The 21662-nt window shown below is 38.3% G+C and carries 12 protein-coding genes; 9 read left to right on the top strand and 3 right to left on the bottom strand.

Going from position 1 to position 21662, the window contains the following annotated elements; all coding sequences use genetic code 11:
• Positions 1-9: 9 nt before the first annotated feature.
• The gene (locus tag CRO54_RS02420; protein WP_097128290.1) at positions 10-1215 is read right to left on the bottom strand and encodes a glycoside hydrolase family 130 protein; all 1206 of its coding nucleotides are present in this window, start codon (positions 1213-1215) and stop codon (positions 10-12) included.
• A gap of 31 nt (positions 1216-1246) precedes the next feature.
• Positions 1247-3079 carry a sodium:solute symporter family protein gene (locus CRO54_RS02415; RefSeq protein ID WP_097128288.1) on the bottom strand — a complete coding sequence of 611 codons (1833 nt, stop codon included), beginning with the start codon at positions 3077-3079 and terminating at the stop codon, positions 1247-1249.
• A gap of 211 nt (positions 3080-3290) precedes the next feature.
• Here CRO54_RS02415 and CRO54_RS02410 point away from each other — a divergent pair, with 211 nt between their 5' ends.
• From CRO54_RS02410 to CRO54_RS02375, 8 genes are all read left to right on the top strand, one after another.
• Complete coding sequence (locus CRO54_RS02410) at positions 3291-4172, top strand: AraC family transcriptional regulator (RefSeq protein ID WP_097128286.1); 882 nt, start codon at positions 3291-3293, stop codon at positions 4170-4172.
• Positions 4173-4697: 525 nt separating this feature from the next.
• Positions 4698-7970, top strand: a complete 3273-nt coding sequence (locus CRO54_RS02405; RefSeq protein WP_097128283.1) for a SusC/RagA family TonB-linked outer membrane protein — start codon at positions 4698-4700, stop codon at positions 7968-7970.
• An 11-nt stretch (positions 7971-7981) separates the two neighbouring features.
• Positions 7982-9703 (top strand): RagB/SusD family nutrient uptake outer membrane protein, encoded by a 1722-nt coding sequence (locus tag CRO54_RS02400; protein ID WP_097128281.1) that lies wholly within the window; start codon positions 7982-7984, stop codon positions 9701-9703.
• A gap of 40 nt (positions 9704-9743) precedes the next feature.
• The gene (locus CRO54_RS02395; RefSeq protein WP_097128278.1) at positions 9744-10898 is read left to right on the top strand and encodes a glycan-binding surface protein; all 1155 of its coding nucleotides are present in this window, start codon (positions 9744-9746) and stop codon (positions 10896-10898) included.
• Positions 10899-11153: 255 nt separating this feature from the next.
• Positions 11154-13457 (top strand): glycoside hydrolase family 3 N-terminal domain-containing protein, encoded by a 2304-nt coding sequence (locus CRO54_RS02390; protein WP_097128275.1) that lies wholly within the window; start codon positions 11154-11156, stop codon positions 13455-13457.
• A 19-nt stretch (positions 13458-13476) separates the two neighbouring features.
• Positions 13477-14868, top strand: a complete 1392-nt coding sequence (locus CRO54_RS02385; RefSeq protein ID WP_097128273.1) for an alpha-L-fucosidase — start codon at positions 13477-13479, stop codon at positions 14866-14868.
• 6 nt (positions 14869-14874) lie between these two features.
• Positions 14875-16227, top strand: coding sequence for an alpha-L-fucosidase (locus CRO54_RS02380; protein WP_097129869.1), 1353 nt, complete (start codon positions 14875-14877; stop codon positions 16225-16227).
• 304 nt (positions 16228-16531) lie between these two features.
• Positions 16532-18952: a glycoside hydrolase family 3 N-terminal domain-containing protein gene (locus CRO54_RS02375; protein WP_097128272.1), complete on the top strand. Its 2421-nt coding sequence runs from the start codon at positions 16532-16534 to the stop codon at positions 18950-18952.
• Between the two features lie 378 nt (positions 18953-19330).
• On the opposite strand, the gene CRO54_RS02370 is transcribed toward CRO54_RS02375, so the two are convergent.
• Complete coding sequence (locus CRO54_RS02370; protein WP_097128270.1) at positions 19331-20419, bottom strand: glycoside hydrolase family 5 protein; 1089 nt, start codon at positions 20417-20419, stop codon at positions 19331-19333.
• Positions 20420-20633: 214 nt separating this feature from the next.
• On the opposite strand from CRO54_RS02370, the gene CRO54_RS02365 reads away from it, so the two are divergent.
• Complete coding sequence (locus tag CRO54_RS02365; protein ID WP_097128267.1) at positions 20634-21659, top strand: glycoside hydrolase family 5 protein; 1026 nt, start codon at positions 20634-20636, stop codon at positions 21657-21659.
• Positions 21660-21662: the final 3 nt, after the last annotated feature.

Below are 21662 nucleotides of genomic sequence, written 5' to 3'. Positions count from 1 at the left end.
GTCTAATTTTTATATCGCTTTACTTGTTGTTGCGCTTACTGGCGCTAATATGCTTTCATTTTTTGAGATGATATTAGATACTGTATTTACCGACTCTGCCGATCTAAATCCATCTTCAGGTGTATTAATTACGTAATCAATCAGTTTATCTATAGTACTGGTTGCCACATGCATTCTGGTATCTGATGACGCGTAGTAGATAAAAATGTCCTCACCATTCTGAATCCAGCCGTTGCTGAACAAAACATTAGAGACATCTCCTATTCTTTCCTCGCCTTCTGGAGCCATAAAGTAGCCAGCTGGTTTATAAATCACTTTCGAGATGTCTTGCAAGTCGGTCATGAAAAGATACAGTACGTATCTTAATCCTGCGGCAGTATTTCTAACGCCATGAGCCAAGTGCAGCCAACCCTTTTCCGTTTTTATTGGTGCTGGGCCAAGTCCATTTTTGCCTTCATAAACAGTATGGTAAACCCGGTGATCTATCACTTGCTCTTTGGTTACTATCGGATTCTCGATATCATCACATAAACCAAAACCAATGCCTCCGCCCTTTCCAGCTTCGATAAAACTATCTTGTGGACGAGTGTAGAACGCATATTTTCCATCTATAAATTCTGGATGAAGTACTACGTTGCGCTGCTGTGCCGACGAAGTTTGAAGGTCTGGCAAGCGTTGCCACTGCTTTAAATCTTTGGTTCTCACAATGCCACACTGCGCTACCGCCGCCGACTGGTCTCCATCTGGTGCTTTTAGATCCTTTCTTTCTGTACAAAACAAACCATAAATCCATCCGTCTTCGTGTTGGATTAAGCGCATATCGTAAACGTTGGTATCAGGGTCGTTGGTTTCTGGAATCACCACTGGATAATTCCAAAACTTGAAGTTATCGATACCGTTATCACTTTCTGCAACTGCAAAGAACGATTTACGGTCGTTTCCCTCTACTCTTACCACCATCAAAAACTTTCCATTAAAAAGGATAGCACCAGCGTTAAAAGTGGCGTTAATACCGAATCTTTCCATTAAATACGGATTAGTTTGCGGGTTTAAATCGTACCTCCAATTTAAGGGCGTATGTGCTGCCGTAAGCACCGGATTTTCGTATCTATCAAAAATTCCGTTTCCTAAACCGCTCTTGCGATTTTCTGTGGTGATTAAATCAAAATGAGCTTGCTGTAATTCGCTTAACCTCTTCTCAAAGTGCAAATTCATAATTTATAAGTTAATATTTTTAAGTGTTAATTTAGTTTTCAAGTTTATTCCACCATGTTCTTTTCAAAATCAATACAATCACAAATAAGATGGCTATTACTACCATTAAAGGTAGTTTCATCCACATTACCAAGTACATGGGCAAAAGTGTAAGGCAACATTGTGCTATCATTCCCAACGAAACGTTGAACATATCTAACCCGAACCTTTTATTAGGCTGAAAATTGGGTTCTTCTACTTTCACCAAATCGTGGATTGGCTGCCAAAAACCCCAAGGTTTTACGGTGGTATAAAATGATTTTAAGATTTCTTTATCGGTAGCTGGTGCTGCATAAGTACCTATCAGACAACCCAACAGAGAGATAACAAATAGCAAAGGCCAAACATAAAGTGGCAAAATCCCATCAAAAAGGAATGGAAAAACAAGCGCAGCCGCAATCCCTGATGCCATTCCCCAGAAAAATCCGTTGGCATTAAATCTCCACCAGTACCATTTTAGCATATTAGATGCGATGTATCCGCCGTATAAAGCACCAACTATCCATTGTAAAATGCTGTTTACATCTTTTGCAAAAAAGCCCAATATCACACCGACAACTACTACTATTATCCCTACTAAATAATTCATCCTAATTATTTTCTTAGTAGAAGCTGTTGGATTTACATATTTCAAATAAACATCGTTAACGATATAAGCTTGTGCCGCATTTAAAGTTCCAGAAAAAGTGCCCATAAATGCACCAAGTAAACCTGTAAGCACCAAACCTAAAATCCCAACAGGTAAAAATGTGTTAATTGCCGCTGGTAAAATACGCTCGAAATCTGTAGCTCCACCAGCCGACAAGCCCATCTGATCAAAATAAAGCAGAGCCAATGCCGTTAAGCCAATAATCATCGAATATCTTACCGGCAATAATACTAGTGACACAAAACCTGTCATTTTAGAGGCTTCTTTTGGTGATTTTGTAGACAGCACCTTTTGCATATCGTAACTTGGAGACGGGCCTGCCAAACTTGCAAATACTCCTTTAAAGAGCATCATCATAAAGAAAATGGAGAATAAACCAAAACCATCATCTTCTATTTTTTGATTAGCCGCCGGCACGATGTTACTCCAATCCAGATCTAATTTCCAACCAAAAAATGGGTCGAACCAACCTTTAGGTACGTTAAGCTCAAAATTATTCTCTCTTAAATGCAAAAATGCGATGATAGCGATAGCTACACATCCGATAGTCATGATAATATATTTGATAAAATCACCTATTACGATACTGTGCATGCCCCCTAAAATGGAATAGAACATGGCAAACAAAGTGAATATGATACCATAAAAATGGGCTACGTATTGCGGCGGCACATTAAACGGGATATACGCTTTCACTAAATCCCAAGGCACAAAAACCTCTATAAATTTACCCAAACCCACAAAGCCATAGGCTAAAAAGCCCAAGCAACTGATAATGGCAAAAGCCACTACAATATTATGTGATGCCTTTACACCTGTGCCTACCAATCCAAATCTAGTAGCTAACCATTCGGCACCAGTATTTGCATTTGACCTACGCAACCATTTAGATAAAAACATCATGTTAAATACTTGGTTAAACACAGGCCACAGCCAAGGAATCCATATGCTTTTCATTCCGTACACAAAGCACAGCGAAATCATCCACATGGTGCCACTAATATCAAACATATCACTAGCGTCACTCAAACCTAACATATACCATGGCAGTTTTTTACCTCCCATAAGGTAACTTTCTTTGTTTTGCTTTGCCTTATTTTTGTAATACCATCCAATCAACACCATTAAGATGAGATAGGATACAACGATTGCGATATCTATAATTTGCAGTTTCAATTCGAGTTACAGTTTATTTGGTTATAAAAATGACAATTGATTTTTGGCCAAAAGAGCATCGATATGTCATCAATATTTATGGATGTAAATTTCTATAAATAAGCTCATGCCACACTAATACTTTTTTATCCGATTAATATATAATTTTCTACTTCATTATGTTATGAAGATAATAATATATTAATTTTACACTAACCAAGTATAACAAACAATGAGCACTAAGCCCAATATGATCAAAGAGATTACTCCTTTAACACCGAATGATTGCTTCACTATCTTTTCTAGGGTTAAGACCGAATTTGACTTCCCTCTTCATTTCCATGAGGAGTATGAGCTTAATCTGATTTTAAATGCAAGTGGCGCAAAGCGGATCGTAGGCGATCATATTAGTGTGATTGATGATGTAGAATTGGTATTAGTTGGCCCTAACCTACCACATGTTTGGCTTACTCACGAGTGCAAAACCGAAATTACCGAAATCACTATACAATGGCACAAAGACCTTTTTGATGAGAAATTCCTAAAAAGAAACCAGATGAGTTTCATTAGGCAAATGTTTGACAAAAGCTTGCGGGGAATTTCATTTAGCAAAGAAAGTGTGATTGCAGCAGTACCACGTCTACAGTCTTTAAAAAATACTAATGGTTTCAATTCTGTACTAGAGTTATTAAGTATACTCAACGACCTATCAATGTCTAAAAGCATGTCCTTGCTATCAGATATCGGTTTTATCAACTCCAATTCGCTAAAATACAACAGCCGTAGATTAGAGAAAGCTTTCGACTTTATGCATACCAATTACGATAAAGACATCTCCTTAAAAGACCTTGCCAAGCTCACTAACATGACTGATGAATCATTTAGTAGATTCATCAAAAAGCGCACTGGCAATACATTTATCAACTCTTTGAACGAAATTAGACTGGGGCATGCCTCTAGAATGCTGATAGATACCACACATACCATTACCGAGATATCCTATTCTTGCGGCTTCAACAATATCTCCAACTTCAATAGGCTCTTTAAAAAGAAAAAACACTGCACCCCAAAAGAATTCAGGGAGAACTTTTCTGGAAACAGAATATTCGTATAAAAAGCTATTTCAATTTTTCAGAGCAACTAATGTCGGAAAAGTATTAGCTTTTCATAAAAAAATACAGCCCAAATAACTTTCACAAAAAGCGGTAAACATCCTTTATCTAACGTTCATTAAACTGAATTAACTGCATCTATCAATCAGCTAATAACTAAAAAGCAGCTAATCTATCTAAATAGATTTTCCGTTGGTAAAGCAAAAAACAATCATAAAATAATTCCATCCATCAAAATTGATACGATTTTAGATAGTATTTTGTTAAAAAAGTATTGGTTTGCTAGTTATTAAAGAGGCAACTTTGAAATAACCAAATAATCAGTCTTGGCTACTCGCTAATATGAGCGACTGCAAGGCTTAAACCAACCAAGCAACCTAGCTCATGAACAAAACAAAACTACCTCCTAATTCTATCTACAGGATAGCGCAAAAAACAGGAACGCTCTATAGTATTTATTTATCCCGAAACTAATCGGCACATACAGACAACAACCTATCACTTATTTAACCAAATATTTAGCTTTTATGAAAAAACTTGTAGCTAAGCGTATTTTTTTCAAGCTCGAAGCGAGTCACTATCAAAGGAAGGAATCCGCCATACAGATCAGTACTTTTGTCATATTGATCTTATTAGCGAGCGTTCTGTTTTCTAATTTGACAAAGGCCCAGACTCCTCAAATTACAGTAACGGGTAAGGTGACCGACAACAAGAATCAACCTCTGCCTGGTGTAAGTGTAAAACTAAAAGGATCCAAAGTAGCAATTGGCACCTCCAACGATGGTACTTATCGAATAAGTGTACCTAACGAAACAGCAGTACTTACTTTCGAATTTATGGGCTACACTAGTATAGAAAAGATAGTAGGTAGCCAACGGACAATTAATGTCAATTTGGAAGAATCTAGCAGTACCTTAGATGATGTAGTAGTAATTGGTTATGGCACCAGAAAACGTAACGAACTTACAGAATCTGTAAGCTCTTTAAAAGGTGAAGATTTAATTGCCAACAACCCTATTAGCGTTAACCAAGGTTTACAAGGTATGATTGCAGGTGTTGAAGTAAACCGAAATGACGGAGCACCTGGAGCAGGAATTAGCTTAACCATTCGTGGTGCAAACTCTTTTAGTGGAAGCGAACCTTTATACGTAGTTGACGATATTCCAATTACCTCTGCGGGACAAACTTCTAATGGTAGTACCGACCCTAACGAACAATATCAAACCATCAATCCGATATCCTTTTTAAATCCACAGGATATTGAGAGTATAGAGATTTTGAAAGATGCATCTGCAACTGCGATTTACGGATCTAGAGGTTCAAATGGTGTAGTTTTAATCACTACAAAAAAAGGTAAAGCTGGTAAAGATAAAATTGATTTTACAGCCAACATCGGTTTGGCACAGCTGTCTAACAAAGTAGAATTATTAGGCGCATACGAATATGCACTTAGAAGTAATGAAGCCAAACTCAATTTTCACCTGTACGAAGATGCACCTTTATCAGTTCCTTTCCCAGGTGCTGTAGTAGTAGATCCAATACTTAACATCACTAGGTATATTCCAAAACCAGAGGATTTTTTAACTGGCATACCCGCTGGCAGTAGCTATCCAGAAGGCTTTAAAGGAACAGATTGGCTTGAAACCATTTTGAGAACTGCTGTTTCTAACGATTACTCGCTACGTATTTCTGGCGGTAATGATAAAGGTACTTACTCCATATCTGGAAACATGGTAGATCAGCAAGGCATTATCATTAACAGCGGTTTTAAGAGATACGGAACGCAAATCAACATTAATCGTAAAGTGAGTAAGCTTTTTGAGATGGGTTTAAATACCAACGTAAGTTTTGGACAATACAGAATGGTAAAGACCAATACTTCGCAATCTCAATCAAACTTAATTAACTCGGCAATGCTATACCCTACCATTTATGCATTTACCGATCCTTTTTCAGAGCTACGTGACGAATTATTAAACAATACCAGAGTTTCTAACCCGTACAAAGCAGCAACAGACAGTAAAGATGTCACCAGAGCTATCAGAGTTGTATTATCTGGATATGGTCAAGTTAACATCTCCCCTAACTTAAATTATCGTCAACGTTTTGGCTACAACCTTAACTCAAATCCACGCGAAACCTATTTAGGAAGAACTGTACATGAAGGCCGTCCGCCTATTAACGGACGTGCAAGTGAAGGCGATGTAACAACGAGACAATTCACTACAGAAGGCGTGCTTAGCTACAGAAAAACATTTGCGAAAAAGCACACCATTAATGCCATGGGTGCCGTGTCTTACGAAACTGTCAACGATAAGATGTATGAAATTAGAGCTACTGGATTTCCTACGGATCTTACAGAGAATTACAACTTTAGATCGGGGCTAATTCAATTGCCTACTACCAACGGCAAAACAGAATACCATCTATTGTCTTTCTTAGGAAGGGTAAACTACAATTACGATGGCAAATACATGGTTACTGCGAATTACCGTAGAGATGGATCCAGTAAGTTTACTGAAAAAAATCAGTTCGCAAATTTTGGTTCTGTATCTGCTGCTTGGGCAGTTAGCAAAGAAGATTTTTTCAAAAACCAAAGGATTTTCAGCAATTTAAAACTTAGAGCTTCTTATGGTACTACCGGTAACCAAGGTATTGTTCCCTATGCAACAAAATATGCGATGAACCCCTCTACTGTTTCAGTGACTGATAATCCGCAAAGCGGGTTTGCGCTAGGTCAAATATTGGTAGATGTAGACCAGAGATGGGAAACTACATATCAAACTGACATAGGTTTAGATATGGGTTTTCTTAAAAACAAATTAACGGTAACCGTAGATTTATACCGTAAGCTTACTGAAAACTTATTGCAAACAACCAACCTAGAACCAAGTCAGGCTTTTCCAGGAGGTTTTAGAACTAACCTTGGCTCGGTAGTGAATAGAGGTTTAGAGATTAGCGTTTACGGCGATTTGATCAGCAACAAAAATTTCGGATGGAAAGTTAATGGCAACCTTACATTCAACCGCAACAAGGTTCAAGATTTAGAGAGCGATCAGTTCAGAAGGCTTTACAATGGTTTAGAAAGTCCAATCATCATTAGAAATGGCTCTCCTATTGGAAGTATTTACGGCATGGTTGAAGATGGTTTTTACGATAGCGAAGCTGAAGTTAGAGCAGATCCTCGTTGGAAAAACTTACCTGATGCACAATTAAAATCGAAATTAGGTGAGATTAAATACAAAGATTTAAATGGCGATGGGAATGTTAGTGAAGCATCTGATCGTACAATTATTGGCAACACCCAACCAGATTACACCTTCGGTATCACCAATACCTTTAATTATAAAAAATTCACACTTACCGCTTTTGTTCAAGGTGCTGTTGGTAACGATATCTTAAACACCAATGCCATCAACATTAGAATGGGTGAAAGAACGAGTATGCCGAAATTCGCTTATGATGGGCGATGGACACCAGAAACTACCGCAACAGCTACTTGGCCTCGTCTAGATGCTGGACAAAGCAGAGAGATGTTCTTTAGTGATAGGTTTGTAGAAGACGGTAGTTTTATCCGCTTCAAAACTTTAAGCTTTGGTTACACCTTTAACCTAAAAGGCAAAATAGCGGGTACAATTAATGTTTACGGCGCAGTAAATAACCTAATGACATTAACTAACTACAGCTGGTTCGATCCAGATGTGAACTCGTTTGGTGCAGATGCTTCTAGAAAAGGTGTTGACATGAACTCGTATCCAAATACAAGAACATATAGTTTAGGTTTAAGATTAGGTTTATAATAATCATTACGATGAAAAAAATATTCAATAAAAACATATTATTATTACTTGTAGTCCTGTTTGCGGGCTCTTGTAAAAAAGCATTAGAAGAAAAACCCTACTCTTTCATTACACCAGAACAAATGGGAGATTCGGAGGAGGCGGTGAATCTATGGGTAAACGGCGTAAGATCTACTTTCCTAAAAGATGGCTTCTTCAGGTTCGAATCATTTAACAGACCGTACGAAACCGATTCTGATGATGCTACTGGCGCAATATTCGCTTTCGAAGCTACTGGAGCAGGAAACTTTGCATCAAACGAAGATATCAGAGGATACTGGACCAGTCTTTACTTACTTATTGGACGTAGCAATCATGCTATTCCATATATCCAAAGCATGAAAAATGTAAGTGAAGAAATTAAAAACAACGCTATAGGTGAGCTTAATTTTTACAAAGCATGGGCTTACTTTACTTTAGTAAGAGCTTATGGAGGTGTGCCTTTAATCAAAGAATCAGCCGTAACCAATCAGAATTTTAATATTCCTCGTTCTTCAATTGCAGATACTTATGCATATGTTATTGAAATATTGAAACTTTCGGAAGCGCAACTTTTACCAAGATCTAGCGCAGGCTACAAAGTTGGTACCATTAGTGCAGAAACCGCTAAAACGATGTTAGCAAAAGTTTATTTGAACATTGCATCATCGGCTGTGCCAAGTGGTGCTCCTATTAAATTATTAGGTGGTCCTCAAAAAAGTGGAACCACTCGTATACCTGCTATCGAAATTTTAGTAAACAAAGCACAGGTAGCTGGTTTCGAAGGTTTTAATCCGACAGAATATTTCACACTCGCCAGAGACAAAGCTAAAGAAGTAATTGACGTGGCCAATTCGGGTTATCTTACCGCTGCTGATAAAACTCTAGGTCTTTTCAGAAACTGGAATGATGTATGGAGCAAAGGATTCCGCGGCAGAGGCGAACACTTATGGATGGTTTATAGCATAGCTGGACAAAGTGAAAGCGGCATGGTGCTTACCTATCAATACAATGGTCAACATAATGCCAAAGGCGAAGTTTTAAATGGAACTGGTTTTTACGGATTGTCTGATCACTGGTATGATTTATTCGATTCTAGCGACAGAAGAGTTAGAGATGGTGTAATTCACAAATGGCTAACCGCCAATGCAACCGGCGCCCCTACTCGTAGATGGTATCCTCAAAAAGAAGTAACAACAGATCCAGATTCAATTGCTAAATTCGGTTACGAAGCTGGTTATAACTGGGTTTCTAGCGATCAAGTTTTAGCTAGAGTAACTAAGTTTTCAGACGTAACGGATAAAACGCAAAGAAGGTCTGATGCACCATATCCTTTCTTAAGATATTCAGAAACTTTGTTGATTTATGCGGAAGCAGAAAATGAGATTAATAATGGTCCTACTACAGAAGCTGTAGCAAAAGTGAATTTTGTTCGTCAACGCAGTTATGCACCACCGATAAATATAAACAACTTCAACAAAGACACCTTCCGTTCATTCGTATTGGAAGAACGCAGAAGAGAATTGGCTATGGAAGGCAATAGACAATGGGATTTGAGAAGATGGGGCATTTATCTTCCAGTAATGAATGCAATTGGCCGCGTAGATGCCAATAACATTGTAAAATTCCGTGAGCCTCGCCATTTGTTATGGCCATTGCCACTTACAGAAATGGACGGTAATGGATCTATCAAAGAAAACAATCCAGGTTGGTAAATTAAACTAGATATTTCATAGCACCTTAAATAGGAAAACCATGAAAACAACTTATAACAGAAAAAATCTATTGCTCGCCTTACTATTTGTGTGTAGTGCAGCGCTAGTAACTTGCCAAAAAGAGGCAGTAAAAAACAATATTTGCGATGGTAACGGGCAACCAGTAATTAGCTCTGTATCTGCAGTAGATCGCACTACCACTCTTACCCAAGGCGACTACAATCAGTATGTAATTATTAAAGGGCAAAATCTATGTAACCTCAAAAAGTTTATGTTTAACGACATCGAGGTTAGCGTAGATCAAGTATACGCCAACAATAATGAATTGACCGTTAAAATCCCTAACAGAGTACCTGAAAACCTAAACAATAAAATTACTTTGGAAACATCTTCTGGTACTGTTCAGTTCGATTTCAAAATCAATATCCCACCAGTTACCATTAAAAACATTGAAAACGAATACGCTCCAGTTGGCACTATAATGGTATTAAATGGACAAAGTTTCGATTTTGGTGGTTATTTAAAAGGGGAAGGAAAAGTGTTCTTTGGAAATATCGCCGCAACTATTGAAAAGGCTACAGTAGACGTGTTGCATGTAAAAGTTCCAGCAGGTGCTACACAAGGCATGATCATTAAAACCGTAGACAAGTACGGCACCGAGTTCGCCTATCAGTACCCTTACATGGATAATACTAATATGATAGTTAACTACGACGACAAACCTCATGTTGCCGTAAAATACGTTGGAACTGACCCAATACCTGGACCGTTAAGTGGCAAGTATGCACATTTTGTAGAAACACCTATAAGAGATGGCTTTAAAGTAGATCAATTTGTGAGAGGTAAGATCAGTGTACCACAAGATGTATTGAATAATCCTGCTAATTATGTAATTAAATTTGAAACGGCAACCGGCTTAGCTCTAAATAAAGCTGGAATTAGATTTTATGGAGATTACGGCGTAGCGCCTGGTAAATTTCATGCTTGGACTTTTACGGCAACTAGGTTTTTACACACCGAACAAAAATGGGTTACACAGGTAATACCGCTACAAAGTGCTATAGGCGGTACATTGACAATGGCGCCGAGAGCTAACAACGTGGTAGAGCTATATGGTGTGGTAACGGTACAAACTGGCTTCAACATCGACATCTCATTCGATAATTGGAGAATTGTAGAAAAATCAAAGCTTTAATTCGTCTAAATAAATTTCTTCAAGGCAGCTAGGTACTTTCTAGCTGCTTTTTTTATAAACCATAAAATCGATTTTTATACAATAATGGATAAAATAGTATTACCCATATTAGTGGTATTTTAGGAGATTTGATTACTAAAAACCAAGTATAACTAACTATTGCCTACAGCACCAAAAATTTCTTAAGCAATTGCAGTTAAAAAAATCTCATTTTAATAACTAATAAAACTTAAGGCAATAGATAAAAAACTTTACATGAAGAGAACCATTGGCCCCATGCTGCTACTTGCGCTTGTTTCGTTTGCATTTATTGCCGAAAAAACGCCCATCATTTATAAAGATGCCTCCCAACCCGTTGAAAAACGTGTAGAAGATTTGTTGAAACGAATGACCTTAGAAGAAAAGGTTGCGCAAATGAACCAATTTGTAGGTTTAGAGCACATGCGTTCGGCAGAAAAAGATTTAACCGCAGAGGAATTATCCAACAATACTGCCAGAGGTTTCTACCCTGGTTTAACTTCCAAAGATATTGGTGCATTAAACGAAAAAGGGCTAGTTGGCTCGTTTCTTCACGTACTTACCGCCGAAGAAGCGAATGACCTACAAAAGATGGCACAAAAAAGTCGCCTGCAAATTCCATTACTAATTGGCATTGATGCCATTCATGGTAATGCACAAGTAAGCGGCTGTACGGTCTACCCTACCAACATTGGTCTGGCTTCAGCATTTGACCCAGCGTTGGTTGAAAAAATATCTAGAGAAACCGCCATTGAAATGCGTGCTACGGGTTCTCACTGGAACTTTAATCCAAACATCGAAATTGCTAGAGACCCACGTTGGGGACGTGTGGGCGAAACTTTTGGGGAAGACACCTACTTAGTAACACAATTGGGCGTGGCTTGCGTAAAGGGCTATCAAGGTGCAGATTTTACAGGAACAGACAAAGTGCTGGCTTGTATCAAACACTTTATGGGCGGCACTCCTATAAATGGAACTAACGGTGCTCCGGCAGATCTATCCGAACGTACCATGCGTGAAATTTACTTCCCGCCTTACATTGCAGGGGTTAAAGCTGGTGCTTTTACCTTAATGACAGCCCACAACGAAGTTAACGGAATTCCAAGCCATAGCAATAAATGGTTAATGGATGATATATTGAGAAAAGAATGGGGCTTCAAAGGTTTCATCGTCAGCGATTGGATGGATATTGAACACATTCACGACCTACATAAAACAGCAGAAACTAATAAAGATGCTTATCATCAAAGCATAGAAGCGGGAATGGATATGCACATGCATGGTCCAGATTTCTTCTATAAAGTAGTAGAATTAGTGAAGGAAGGAAAAATCAGCGAAGAACGTATTAACGAATCTGTAAGAAAAATCCTCGAAGCAAAATTTAAATTGGGCTTATTCGAAAATCCTTTTGTGGATTTGAAGAAAATCAAGAATACTGTTTTCACCAAAAACCATCAACAAACTGCTTTAGACGCAGCTAGAAAAAGCATCGTTCTACTTAAAAATAACGGCATTTTACCTTTAAAAGCAGGTCAATTCAAAAATGTTTTTGTAACTGGTCCAAACGCTAATGACCAAGGTATTATGGGCGACTGGGCTCAACCTCAACCCGAAAAAAATATCATCACCATATTACAAGGCTTAAAAATGGTTTCCCCCGAAACCAACTTTACATTCTTAGAACAAGGCTGGAATATCCGCAAAATGGAGAAAGCCAAAGTAGACCAAGCTGCAGAAATGGCTAAAAAAGCCGATTTGAATATCGTTGTAGTTGGCGAACATGCTTTACGTATCAACTGGAACGATAAAACTGGCGGTGAAGATACCGACCGTTCTGACATTGCACTTCCAGGATTACAGCAAGAATTGGTAGAGAAAATCCATGCTTCGGGCAAACCAACCATTGTAGTTTTAATCAACGGTCGTCAGTTAGGTGTAGAATGGATTGCAAACAATGCAGCGGCATTGGTTGAAGCTTGGGAACCAGGTGGCTTCGGCGGACAAGCGGTAGCAGAAATCATTTATGGAAAAGTAAATCCTACGGCAAAATTGCCAATCACCATTCCACGCCATGTTGGGCAGGTACAGCAGTTTTATAACCACAAGCCTTCTATGTATTTCCATCCTTACACCATCGGATCAAGTACACCATTATATCCCTTTGGTTACGGGTTAAGTTATACCACTTATAAATATTCTGCATTGGCTTTGTCAAAAACCACCATCAATGATAAAGAAAGTGTTACGGTTTCGGTAAATGTAAGTAATACAGGTAAATTAGCTGGAGAAGAAATTGTTCAGCTTTACATCAGAGATGAATTTAGTTCGGCCACCAGACCTGTTAAAGAATTGAAAGATTTTGCTAGGGTCAGTTTAGCTGCTGGAGAAAACAAGACCATCAGTTTTACTTTACCTGCGGAGAAATTAGCTTTCTACGATAAAAATATGAAATGGGGAGTTGAACCCGGAAATTTCAAAATTATGGTCGGTTCTTCATCAGAAGATAAAGATTTATTGGTTACCAACTTATTGGTTAAATAACACATCAAAATCATATATAATGTTCAAAAAAATTCAGAAAATAGCAGCTCTCGCAATAATTAGTAGTTCCCTGTCCCTGTCATCTGTAAACGCTCAAACTTACGAAGCCAATTGGAACTCTCTGGATAAAAGAGCAACACCACAGTGGTGGAGCGATGCGAAATTCGGTATTTTTATACACTGGGGGCCCTACTCGGTACCCGCATACGCACCCGTAGATGAAGAGGAAGGTGTGTACGAAAAATATGCAGAACACTACCTAACCAAGTTAATGCAAGGCAAAACATCTTACGTTAATTTTCAAAAGAAATACTACGGTAAAAACTCAACTTACGATGATTTCATTCCATTGTTCAAAGCTGAATTTTTTAACCCCGATCGTTGGGCAAATTTGTTCAAAAAATCGGGAGCTGGTTATGTAGTACTTACCTCTAAACATCACGACGGTTTTGCACTTTGGCCTAGTAAAGAAACCAATGGAAGAAACAGTGTAGATGCGGGACCAAAAAGAGATATCGCCAATGAACTTACCGAAGCGGTTAAAAAAACTGGCTTAAAAATGGGCTTCTATTATTCGTTATTAGAATGGGCTAACCCGTTGTATACTGGCGGAGATATGGAAAAATGGACCACACAATACATGTTGCCACAAATGAAAGATTTAGTAACCCGCTACAAACCAGAAGTGATTTTTTCTGATGGAGAATGGGATTACAATAGCAAGGAATTAAAAAGCGAGCAATTTTTACAGTGGTTGTATAACGACTCTCCGGTTAAAAACTCTGTAGTAGTTAATGACCGTTGGGGAAAAGATACCAGAAGTAAACACGGAGGTTATTATACCACAGAATACGATTTAATTGGCGATACGGTAAATACCAAACGAATCGAGCATCCTTGGGAAGAAAGCAGAGGAATTGGAACATCTTACGGTTATAGTCAGTTCGAGAGATTGGAGCATTACTCTAGCTCTAAACAGTTAGTAGATTTGTTGATTGACAAAGTAAGCAACGGCGGAAATTTGTTGTTAAACGTTGGACCAAAAGCTAATGGTTTAATTCCAGTAATTATGGAAGAAAGATTATTGGATATGGGCAAATGGTTAAAAGTAAATGGTGACGCTATTTATGGCACCACAGCTTGGGCTAAGCGTCCAGCAAAAATGAAAGAGCACAACGTTTTCTATACTCAAAAAGGAAAAGATTTGTACGTGCTATGCACCGCTTGGCCAAAGGGGAACCTTACTATTCCGGGAGTAAAATCTGCATCGAAAGTGAGTTTGTTAGGCTCGGATGTAAAAGTTAACTTTAAACCCAACACAGCTAACCTAGTTATAACCACACCTAGTATTAATCCTGGCAACATGCCATCAGAACATGCTTGGGTATTTAAAATTTCAAACTTTAACTAAGCTATGATGAAATTTAGTTCGATAGCGTTACTTCTATTATTATCTGCCAGCAGTTTTGCGCAGAAAGTGCCCGTACCTACCAAGCAACAGCTAGCATGGCAAAAATTGGAAACCACAGCTTTCATCCACTTTACGGTGAACACCTATACTGGCAAAGAATGGGGTGATGGTACTGAAAGCCCATCTATATTTAACCCTACAAATTTCGATGCCAATAAAATGGTGAAAGTATTGAAGGAAACAGGCTTCGAAATGGCGATTATCACTGCGAAACACCACGATGGTTTCTGTTTATGGCCAACAGCTTACACCGAACATTCGGTTAAAAACAGTCCTTGGAAAGATGGCAAAGGCGATATGGTGAAAGAAATAGCCGAAGCCTGCAAAGCACAAGGCATCAAGTTTGGTTTTTACCTTTCTCCTTGGGATAGAAATCATCCGTCTTATGGCACAGCCGATTACAATACTTATTATAAAAACCAATTGACAGAACTATTAACCAATTATGGAGAAGTTGCCGAAGTTTGGTTTGATGGTGCCAAAGGCGAGAATGCAAAAGACATGAACTACGATTTTGATAGCTATTGGAGTTTGGTCCGTAAGCTGCAACCTCAGGCAGTAATGTTTTCTGATGTTGGTCCAGATGTACGTTGGGTGGGTAACGAAAAAGGTATTGCTGGTGAAACCATGTGGAGCACTATTAATGTAAAACCAGAAAATGCTCCAGGAAAAATGGATGCAAAATACTTAAATATTGGCGATCCTAAAGGAAAGGTTTGGCTAACTGCAGAAACTGATGTATCTATTAGACCGGGATGGTTTTATCATGAAGAAGAAGATAGTAAAGTACGTACTCCTCAAAATTTGGTAGACCTTTATTATACTTCTGTAGGCAGAAACAGTTTGTTATTATTAAACATCCCCCCTAACAAAAAAGGAGAATTTGCGGATACAGACATTAAAAATTTGTACGAATTCCGTTCGATATTGGATGAAACCTTCAAGAACAATCTAGCGAAAGGACATATCCCAAATACCTTAACCGACCAGAATCTGAGTAGCTTCAACACCATCTCGCAAGGCAAAACGCATTACCTAAATCTGAAGAAAGCAACCAGTTTTGACAGAATTTCTTTACAAGAAAACATCGCCAATGGCCAAAACTGCGCACAAGGTAACATCGAATATTGGGATGGAAAAAGCTGGAAAATACTGGTAGAATTTACCACCATTGGCTACAAGAGATTGTTGAAGACCAAATTGGTAAAAACATCAAAGCTGAGGTTAAATATTTTAAAAGCCGAGCGACCGGTTCAATTGGCTGAAGCTGGATTTTATAAAGCATCTACACGAGAGTAGCTTTTCTTTATTTACCAATCCACAAGCATAAAATTCATCTAAAAAACCACTCCGTTTTCATAAGAAGGAGTGGTTTTTTATTACCTAATTTTTAGGAAGGTTATGATAAGTATAAACCTCATCATGGTAATTTTTTTTAATCAGAAGACAATATTTATTATTACGTTTACGATAACAATAGAAATAAACAGCTATTTTAATGAAAAAAATAATGAGAAAGTAACCACGCTTTTCTTAAATTTAAACCCAATGCGAATTACAAAAAATCTCACATTGTGATGTTACGACTTTAAAATAATTGCTGATGACTTTCCCTATTAAGTTTCGAGTGTTAGGTTCTTTTGCCTTAACTACTTCAATATTGCTAAGCATTAATGTGCAAGCTCAAAATAAAAACATCTACAACAAAGGGTGGATTGATCTTAACAAAAACGGTAAAAAAGATATTTATGAAGATTCGGCACAGCCGATTGACAAGCGAGTAGAAAATTTGCTTTCATTAATGACTTTGGAAGAAAAAACCAACCAAACTGCTACATTATACGGTTTTGGTAGGGTTTTAAAAGATGAACTTCCTACTGCATCGTGGAAAAAAGCAATTTGGAAAGACGGTATTGCCAACATAGACGAACATCTCAATAGCCTACCATTCCACCCAAAAGCAGAAACTCAACATTCATTTCCATACAGTAAACACACTTTAGCACTTAACCAAGTTCAAAAATGGTTTATTGAAGAAACCAGATTAGGCATACCTGTAGACTTTTCTAACGAAGGTATACACGGCTTAAATCACGATAGAGCTACGCCCCTACCGGCTCCAATCAATATCGGTAGCACTTGGAATAAAGATTTAGTAAGAAAAGCAGGTTTAATGGTCGGCCGTGAAGGCAAAGCTTTAGGCTACACCAACATTTATGCTCCAATTTTAGATTTAGCCCGCGACCCAAGATGGGGACGTGTAGTGGAGACTTACGGAGAAGATCCATTTTTAGTAGCCGAGTTAGGCAAACAAATGACTTTAGGTATTCAAGACAATGGCATTGCAGCAACATTGAAACACTTTGCAGCTTACAGCGTACCAAAAGGTGGTAGAGATGGGCATGCCCGTACCGATCCACATATTAGCCCAAGAGAATTACACGAGATTCATTTATACCCATTCAAGAGAGTAATTCAGGAAACAAATATTTTAGGCGTGATGAGTAGCTATAACGATTGGGATGGCCTGCCTGTTACTGGAAGTCCTTATTTTCTTACGGAATTATTGCGCAAACAATATGGTTTTAAAGGTTATGTAGTATCTGATAGCGAAGCTGTAGAATTTCTATACACTAAACACAAAGTAGCATCCTCACCAAAGGAAGCTGTTAGATTAGCTATAGAGGCTGGTTTAAATGTACGTACGCAGTTTACGCCGCCAGAAGATTACATCCTGCCTTTAAGAGAACTGGTAAAAGAAGGTAGCGTATCGATAAAAACCTTAGATGAACGTGTTGGCGATGTTTTGAGGGTAAAGTTTATGCTTGGGCTATTTGACAACCCTTATAAAAATGCGAAGGAAGTAGATGCGACTGTGCATACCGCAACAGATGAAGAATTGGCATTACAACTGAACAGAGAAGCTTTGGTATTGTTGAAGAACGATAAACAAACACTACCTATTCAAATCAAAAACTTTAAAAATATTTTGGTTACCGGACCATTGGCCACAGCAACCAATTATCAACAAAGTCGCTATGGGCCGTCTAACAACAAACTGACTTCCATTTTAGATGCGATCAAAAGTCATGTGGGGCAGCAAGCTAATATCAGCTATGCTAAAGGAACCGATATTGTAGATAAAAACTGGCCTGAAAGTGAGATCATTGAAAGCCCGTTAACAGAAGCTGAGCAAAAAGAAATTGATGTTGCGGTTGCGCAGGCAAAGCTTAACGATATTGTTATTGCGGTTGTTGGTGAGGATGAAAAACGTGTTGGCGAAAGTCTATCGCGTACCGGACTGAATTTACCCGGCAGACAGTTAAAGTTACTTCAAGCCCTACATGCGACTGGCAAACCAGTAGTAATGGCACTAGTTAGTGGCCGTCCGTTAACCATCAATTGGGAAAACAGATACCTTCCAGCAATATTACTAGCGGGCTTTCCAGGTGCGCAAGGCGGAAAAGCAATTGCAGAAACCTTATTTGGAGATTATAATCCGGGAGGAAAACTGACGGTTACCTATCCAAAATCGATGGGACAATTGGAACTGAATTTCCCATTCAAAAAAGGTTCGCACAACGGGCAACCTGGCGATGGACCTAACGGCTACGGCAATACTGCGGTAGTAGGTGCACTTTATCCTTTTGGTTACGGATTAAGCTATACTTCTTTCCAATATAAAGACCTAACGGTAACACCTCAAAATCAAAACAGTCAGGGAGAAATTGAAGTTAGCGTAGAAATTACCAACACAGGCAAAGTAAAAGGTGATGAAATAGTACAACTCTACGTTAAAGATTTGGTAAGCTCGGTAACTACTTACGACAGCATATTGAGAGGATTTGAAAGAGTAAGCCTAAATGCAGGTGAAACCAAAAAAGTAAGTTTCAAGCTCAATCCAGATGATTTAGCGATACTAGATAAAAACATGAATTGGACAGTAGAACCTGGCCAGTTCGAAATTAGAGTTGGTGCTTCTTCGCAGGATATTAAGCTTATTAAAGAGATTACGATTAATTAGGTTCGAACCATATCTAGAAATTCTAAAACGTCATTGATTCTATCTTAGCAATGACGTTTTTTTTTCTACTTAACGTGAGTTCGGGATAAGAAAGTTGAGCTTTTTGCTGGCGATAGCCACCTCAAATCTCCGTTCAGCTAATTTTCGGTCTCCTATTTTTCGGTACGCAGAGATAAGCCAAAGCAGTTTCTTTGAAAGAAAAATAGGCAACCGAGAGTTTTTGTTACTTTTTGCGGTCAACCTGCGGAGCAAGCTTGAAGGCAACTAAAAACATAGAGAAATTCTGAGAAAAAGTAAGAGCCCAGCGGCGGCGAGCTAAAAAATAGGTTCAAATGTTAATTGAAAGAAGTTTACGATAATGCTTAACCCGAACTCACGTTACTTATACTTAAACTTCCCTTGAAAAACATCTTTAAAAAATGCCCCTTGCGCTGTAGGTTCATAATCCCAATTCTTAATCATTTGCGGCACCCAAACTGGGTCGAAAACCCAAACCACCCAAGAAATTTTCTTTTGATGAAAGTAGTTCACAATAGATGGTCCGTAAACTTTATCATCTAACAGATTTTCATCTTCACCTTCATTCATAAAACCCAGTTCTGTAGCTATTAAAGGATATTTATCCGCAACAAAACCAAAGTCTACATCCCATTTTGGTTCTCTCGGTATTTTTCTTTTACCCGGATACGGATGCACTACATAACCAATACCTTCCCTCGCAATGGGATGATCTTTCACTGGTGTTAAATCGTAGGCCCAATTAAAACCCGCCACCAACGGAATTGCTTTTTTGTTATAAGCATAAACCACATCAATCAGTTCTTCCATCATCAATTTCCACTCGCCCCAAGTACAGGTACCATACTTACCATCGTAAATTGTTGGTTCATTAAAAAGTTCATAAAAAGCTACCGTCGGCACATCTTTATAATGTGCAGCAATGGTCTGCCAAAAACTGAAAGTTTCCTTTTTGGTAGTATTATAGGCATCACTTGCTAAAAGTTCAGTCCTTAAATTCCCGATAGAATGCCAATCTATAATGAGGTATAGACCTAAGTCCTCGCTCCAACTCACCGCTTCATCTAAAAGTTTCAGGTAGTCTTCAATTCCTCGCTGCTGCACAGAAATTGGATGTACCGGAATACGAACAATATTTGCGCCCCAACTTTTAATCACTTCGAAATGCTTTTTACTCCATTTGCCATCCTTTTTCAACTTATCGGGGTCAGAAATGGAAAGCCCTTTAAACACAATTTCCTTCCCATTTTCATCTACAAAGGACTTCCCTTTTACACTGATGAACCCAACATGTTTAGCTTTAGTTGCTTGATAAGGTTTAATTCCAATGGGATGCCACCAATCAGATTTATTTTTGTTACTCAAGGTAGGCATCTGGCCGAATGAGTTCTCCGATATACAAATGGAGAACAACAAAAGCACTACAGGTAGAACGGAAATCTTTTTCATGTTTTATGATTTTATTTGGTTGTAATTTTCTAACGAAACACTGATACTTAATTAGCTTCATTTTCTCGCTACGATCATGCAAAATAGGTTTTTGAGACGCTAAAGCAAAAAATAAGCTAGCATCCGTTAATATTATATTAGCTTTGGATAAAAGAATATTGAGCCACTTTTGAGGGTTAGGATATATTTGTAATTAACCAAAATATAATCAATCATGCGTAAGTTTCTTTCGTCTATCATCATTCTCATTTGTATATTAAGTATATCGGTTAAGGCGCAAAAAGCTGGCGCACCTTTCGGGGTAAATTTGGCCGGTGCAGAATTCGGCAAAATTGGTACAGACCACTACGGTTATCCAACAACTGCAGAGTTAGATTATTTCAAATCGAAAGGTTTAACCCTTTTTCGTTTGCCTTTTAAATGGGAACGTTTACAGCCAGAATTAAATGGTGCTTTAGATGCAAAAGAGTTAAAATCGATGAAGACCTTTGTTGATGAAGCAGCGAAACGCAATTTATTGGTGATTTTAGACATGCACAACTATGCCAGAAGACATGTTGGAGACTCTACGCACATCATTAATAATGGCGTAATTACTGCAGCACAAGTGGCTGATGCTTGGCAAAAAATTGCTACCGAATTCAAATCTTACAAAAATATTTGGGCTTATGGTTTAATGAACGAACCTTACAATATGCCATCTAAAATGGCTTGGTTTGATATTGCGCAAGTCATCATCAACAGCGTAAGAAAGATAGATACAAAAACTCCAATTTTGGTAGGCGGTGATTTCTGGAGTTCTGCCTCTCGTTGGCAAGAATTGAGCGGTCACTTAAAAGACCTGAAAGACCCCAGTAACAACTTAATTTTCGAAGCACACGTTTACTTTGATGAAGATGCATCTGGCAGTTACAAGCGAAGTTATGAGGAAGAAAAAGCACATATCAATGTAGGTGTAGATAGAGTTAAACCTTTTGTATCTTGGTTGAAGGAGAATAATAAAAGAGGTTTTGTAGGCGAGTATGGTATTCCAGATAATGATGATAGATGGTTACCTATCTTAGAGAAAACACTAACCTATTTAAAAGAAAATGGCGTTAATGGTACTTATTGGGCTGCTGGTCCGCGTTGGGGCAAATACATCTTATCGGTAGAACCTAGAGCTGGCGTAGATAGGCCTCAAATGCCTTCTTTGAGCAAATTCACCCACGCTGATGTAGTTTCTAAAAAAGTTAAATAGGCT

This window comes from Pedobacter xixiisoli, from assembly GCF_900215335.1.
Taxonomy (GTDB): Bacteria; Bacteroidota; Bacteroidia; order Sphingobacteriales; family Sphingobacteriaceae; genus Pedobacter; species Pedobacter xixiisoli.
The sequence above is the reverse complement of the archived record's forward strand: the minus strand, read 5'-3'. Positions and strand labels throughout refer to the sequence as shown.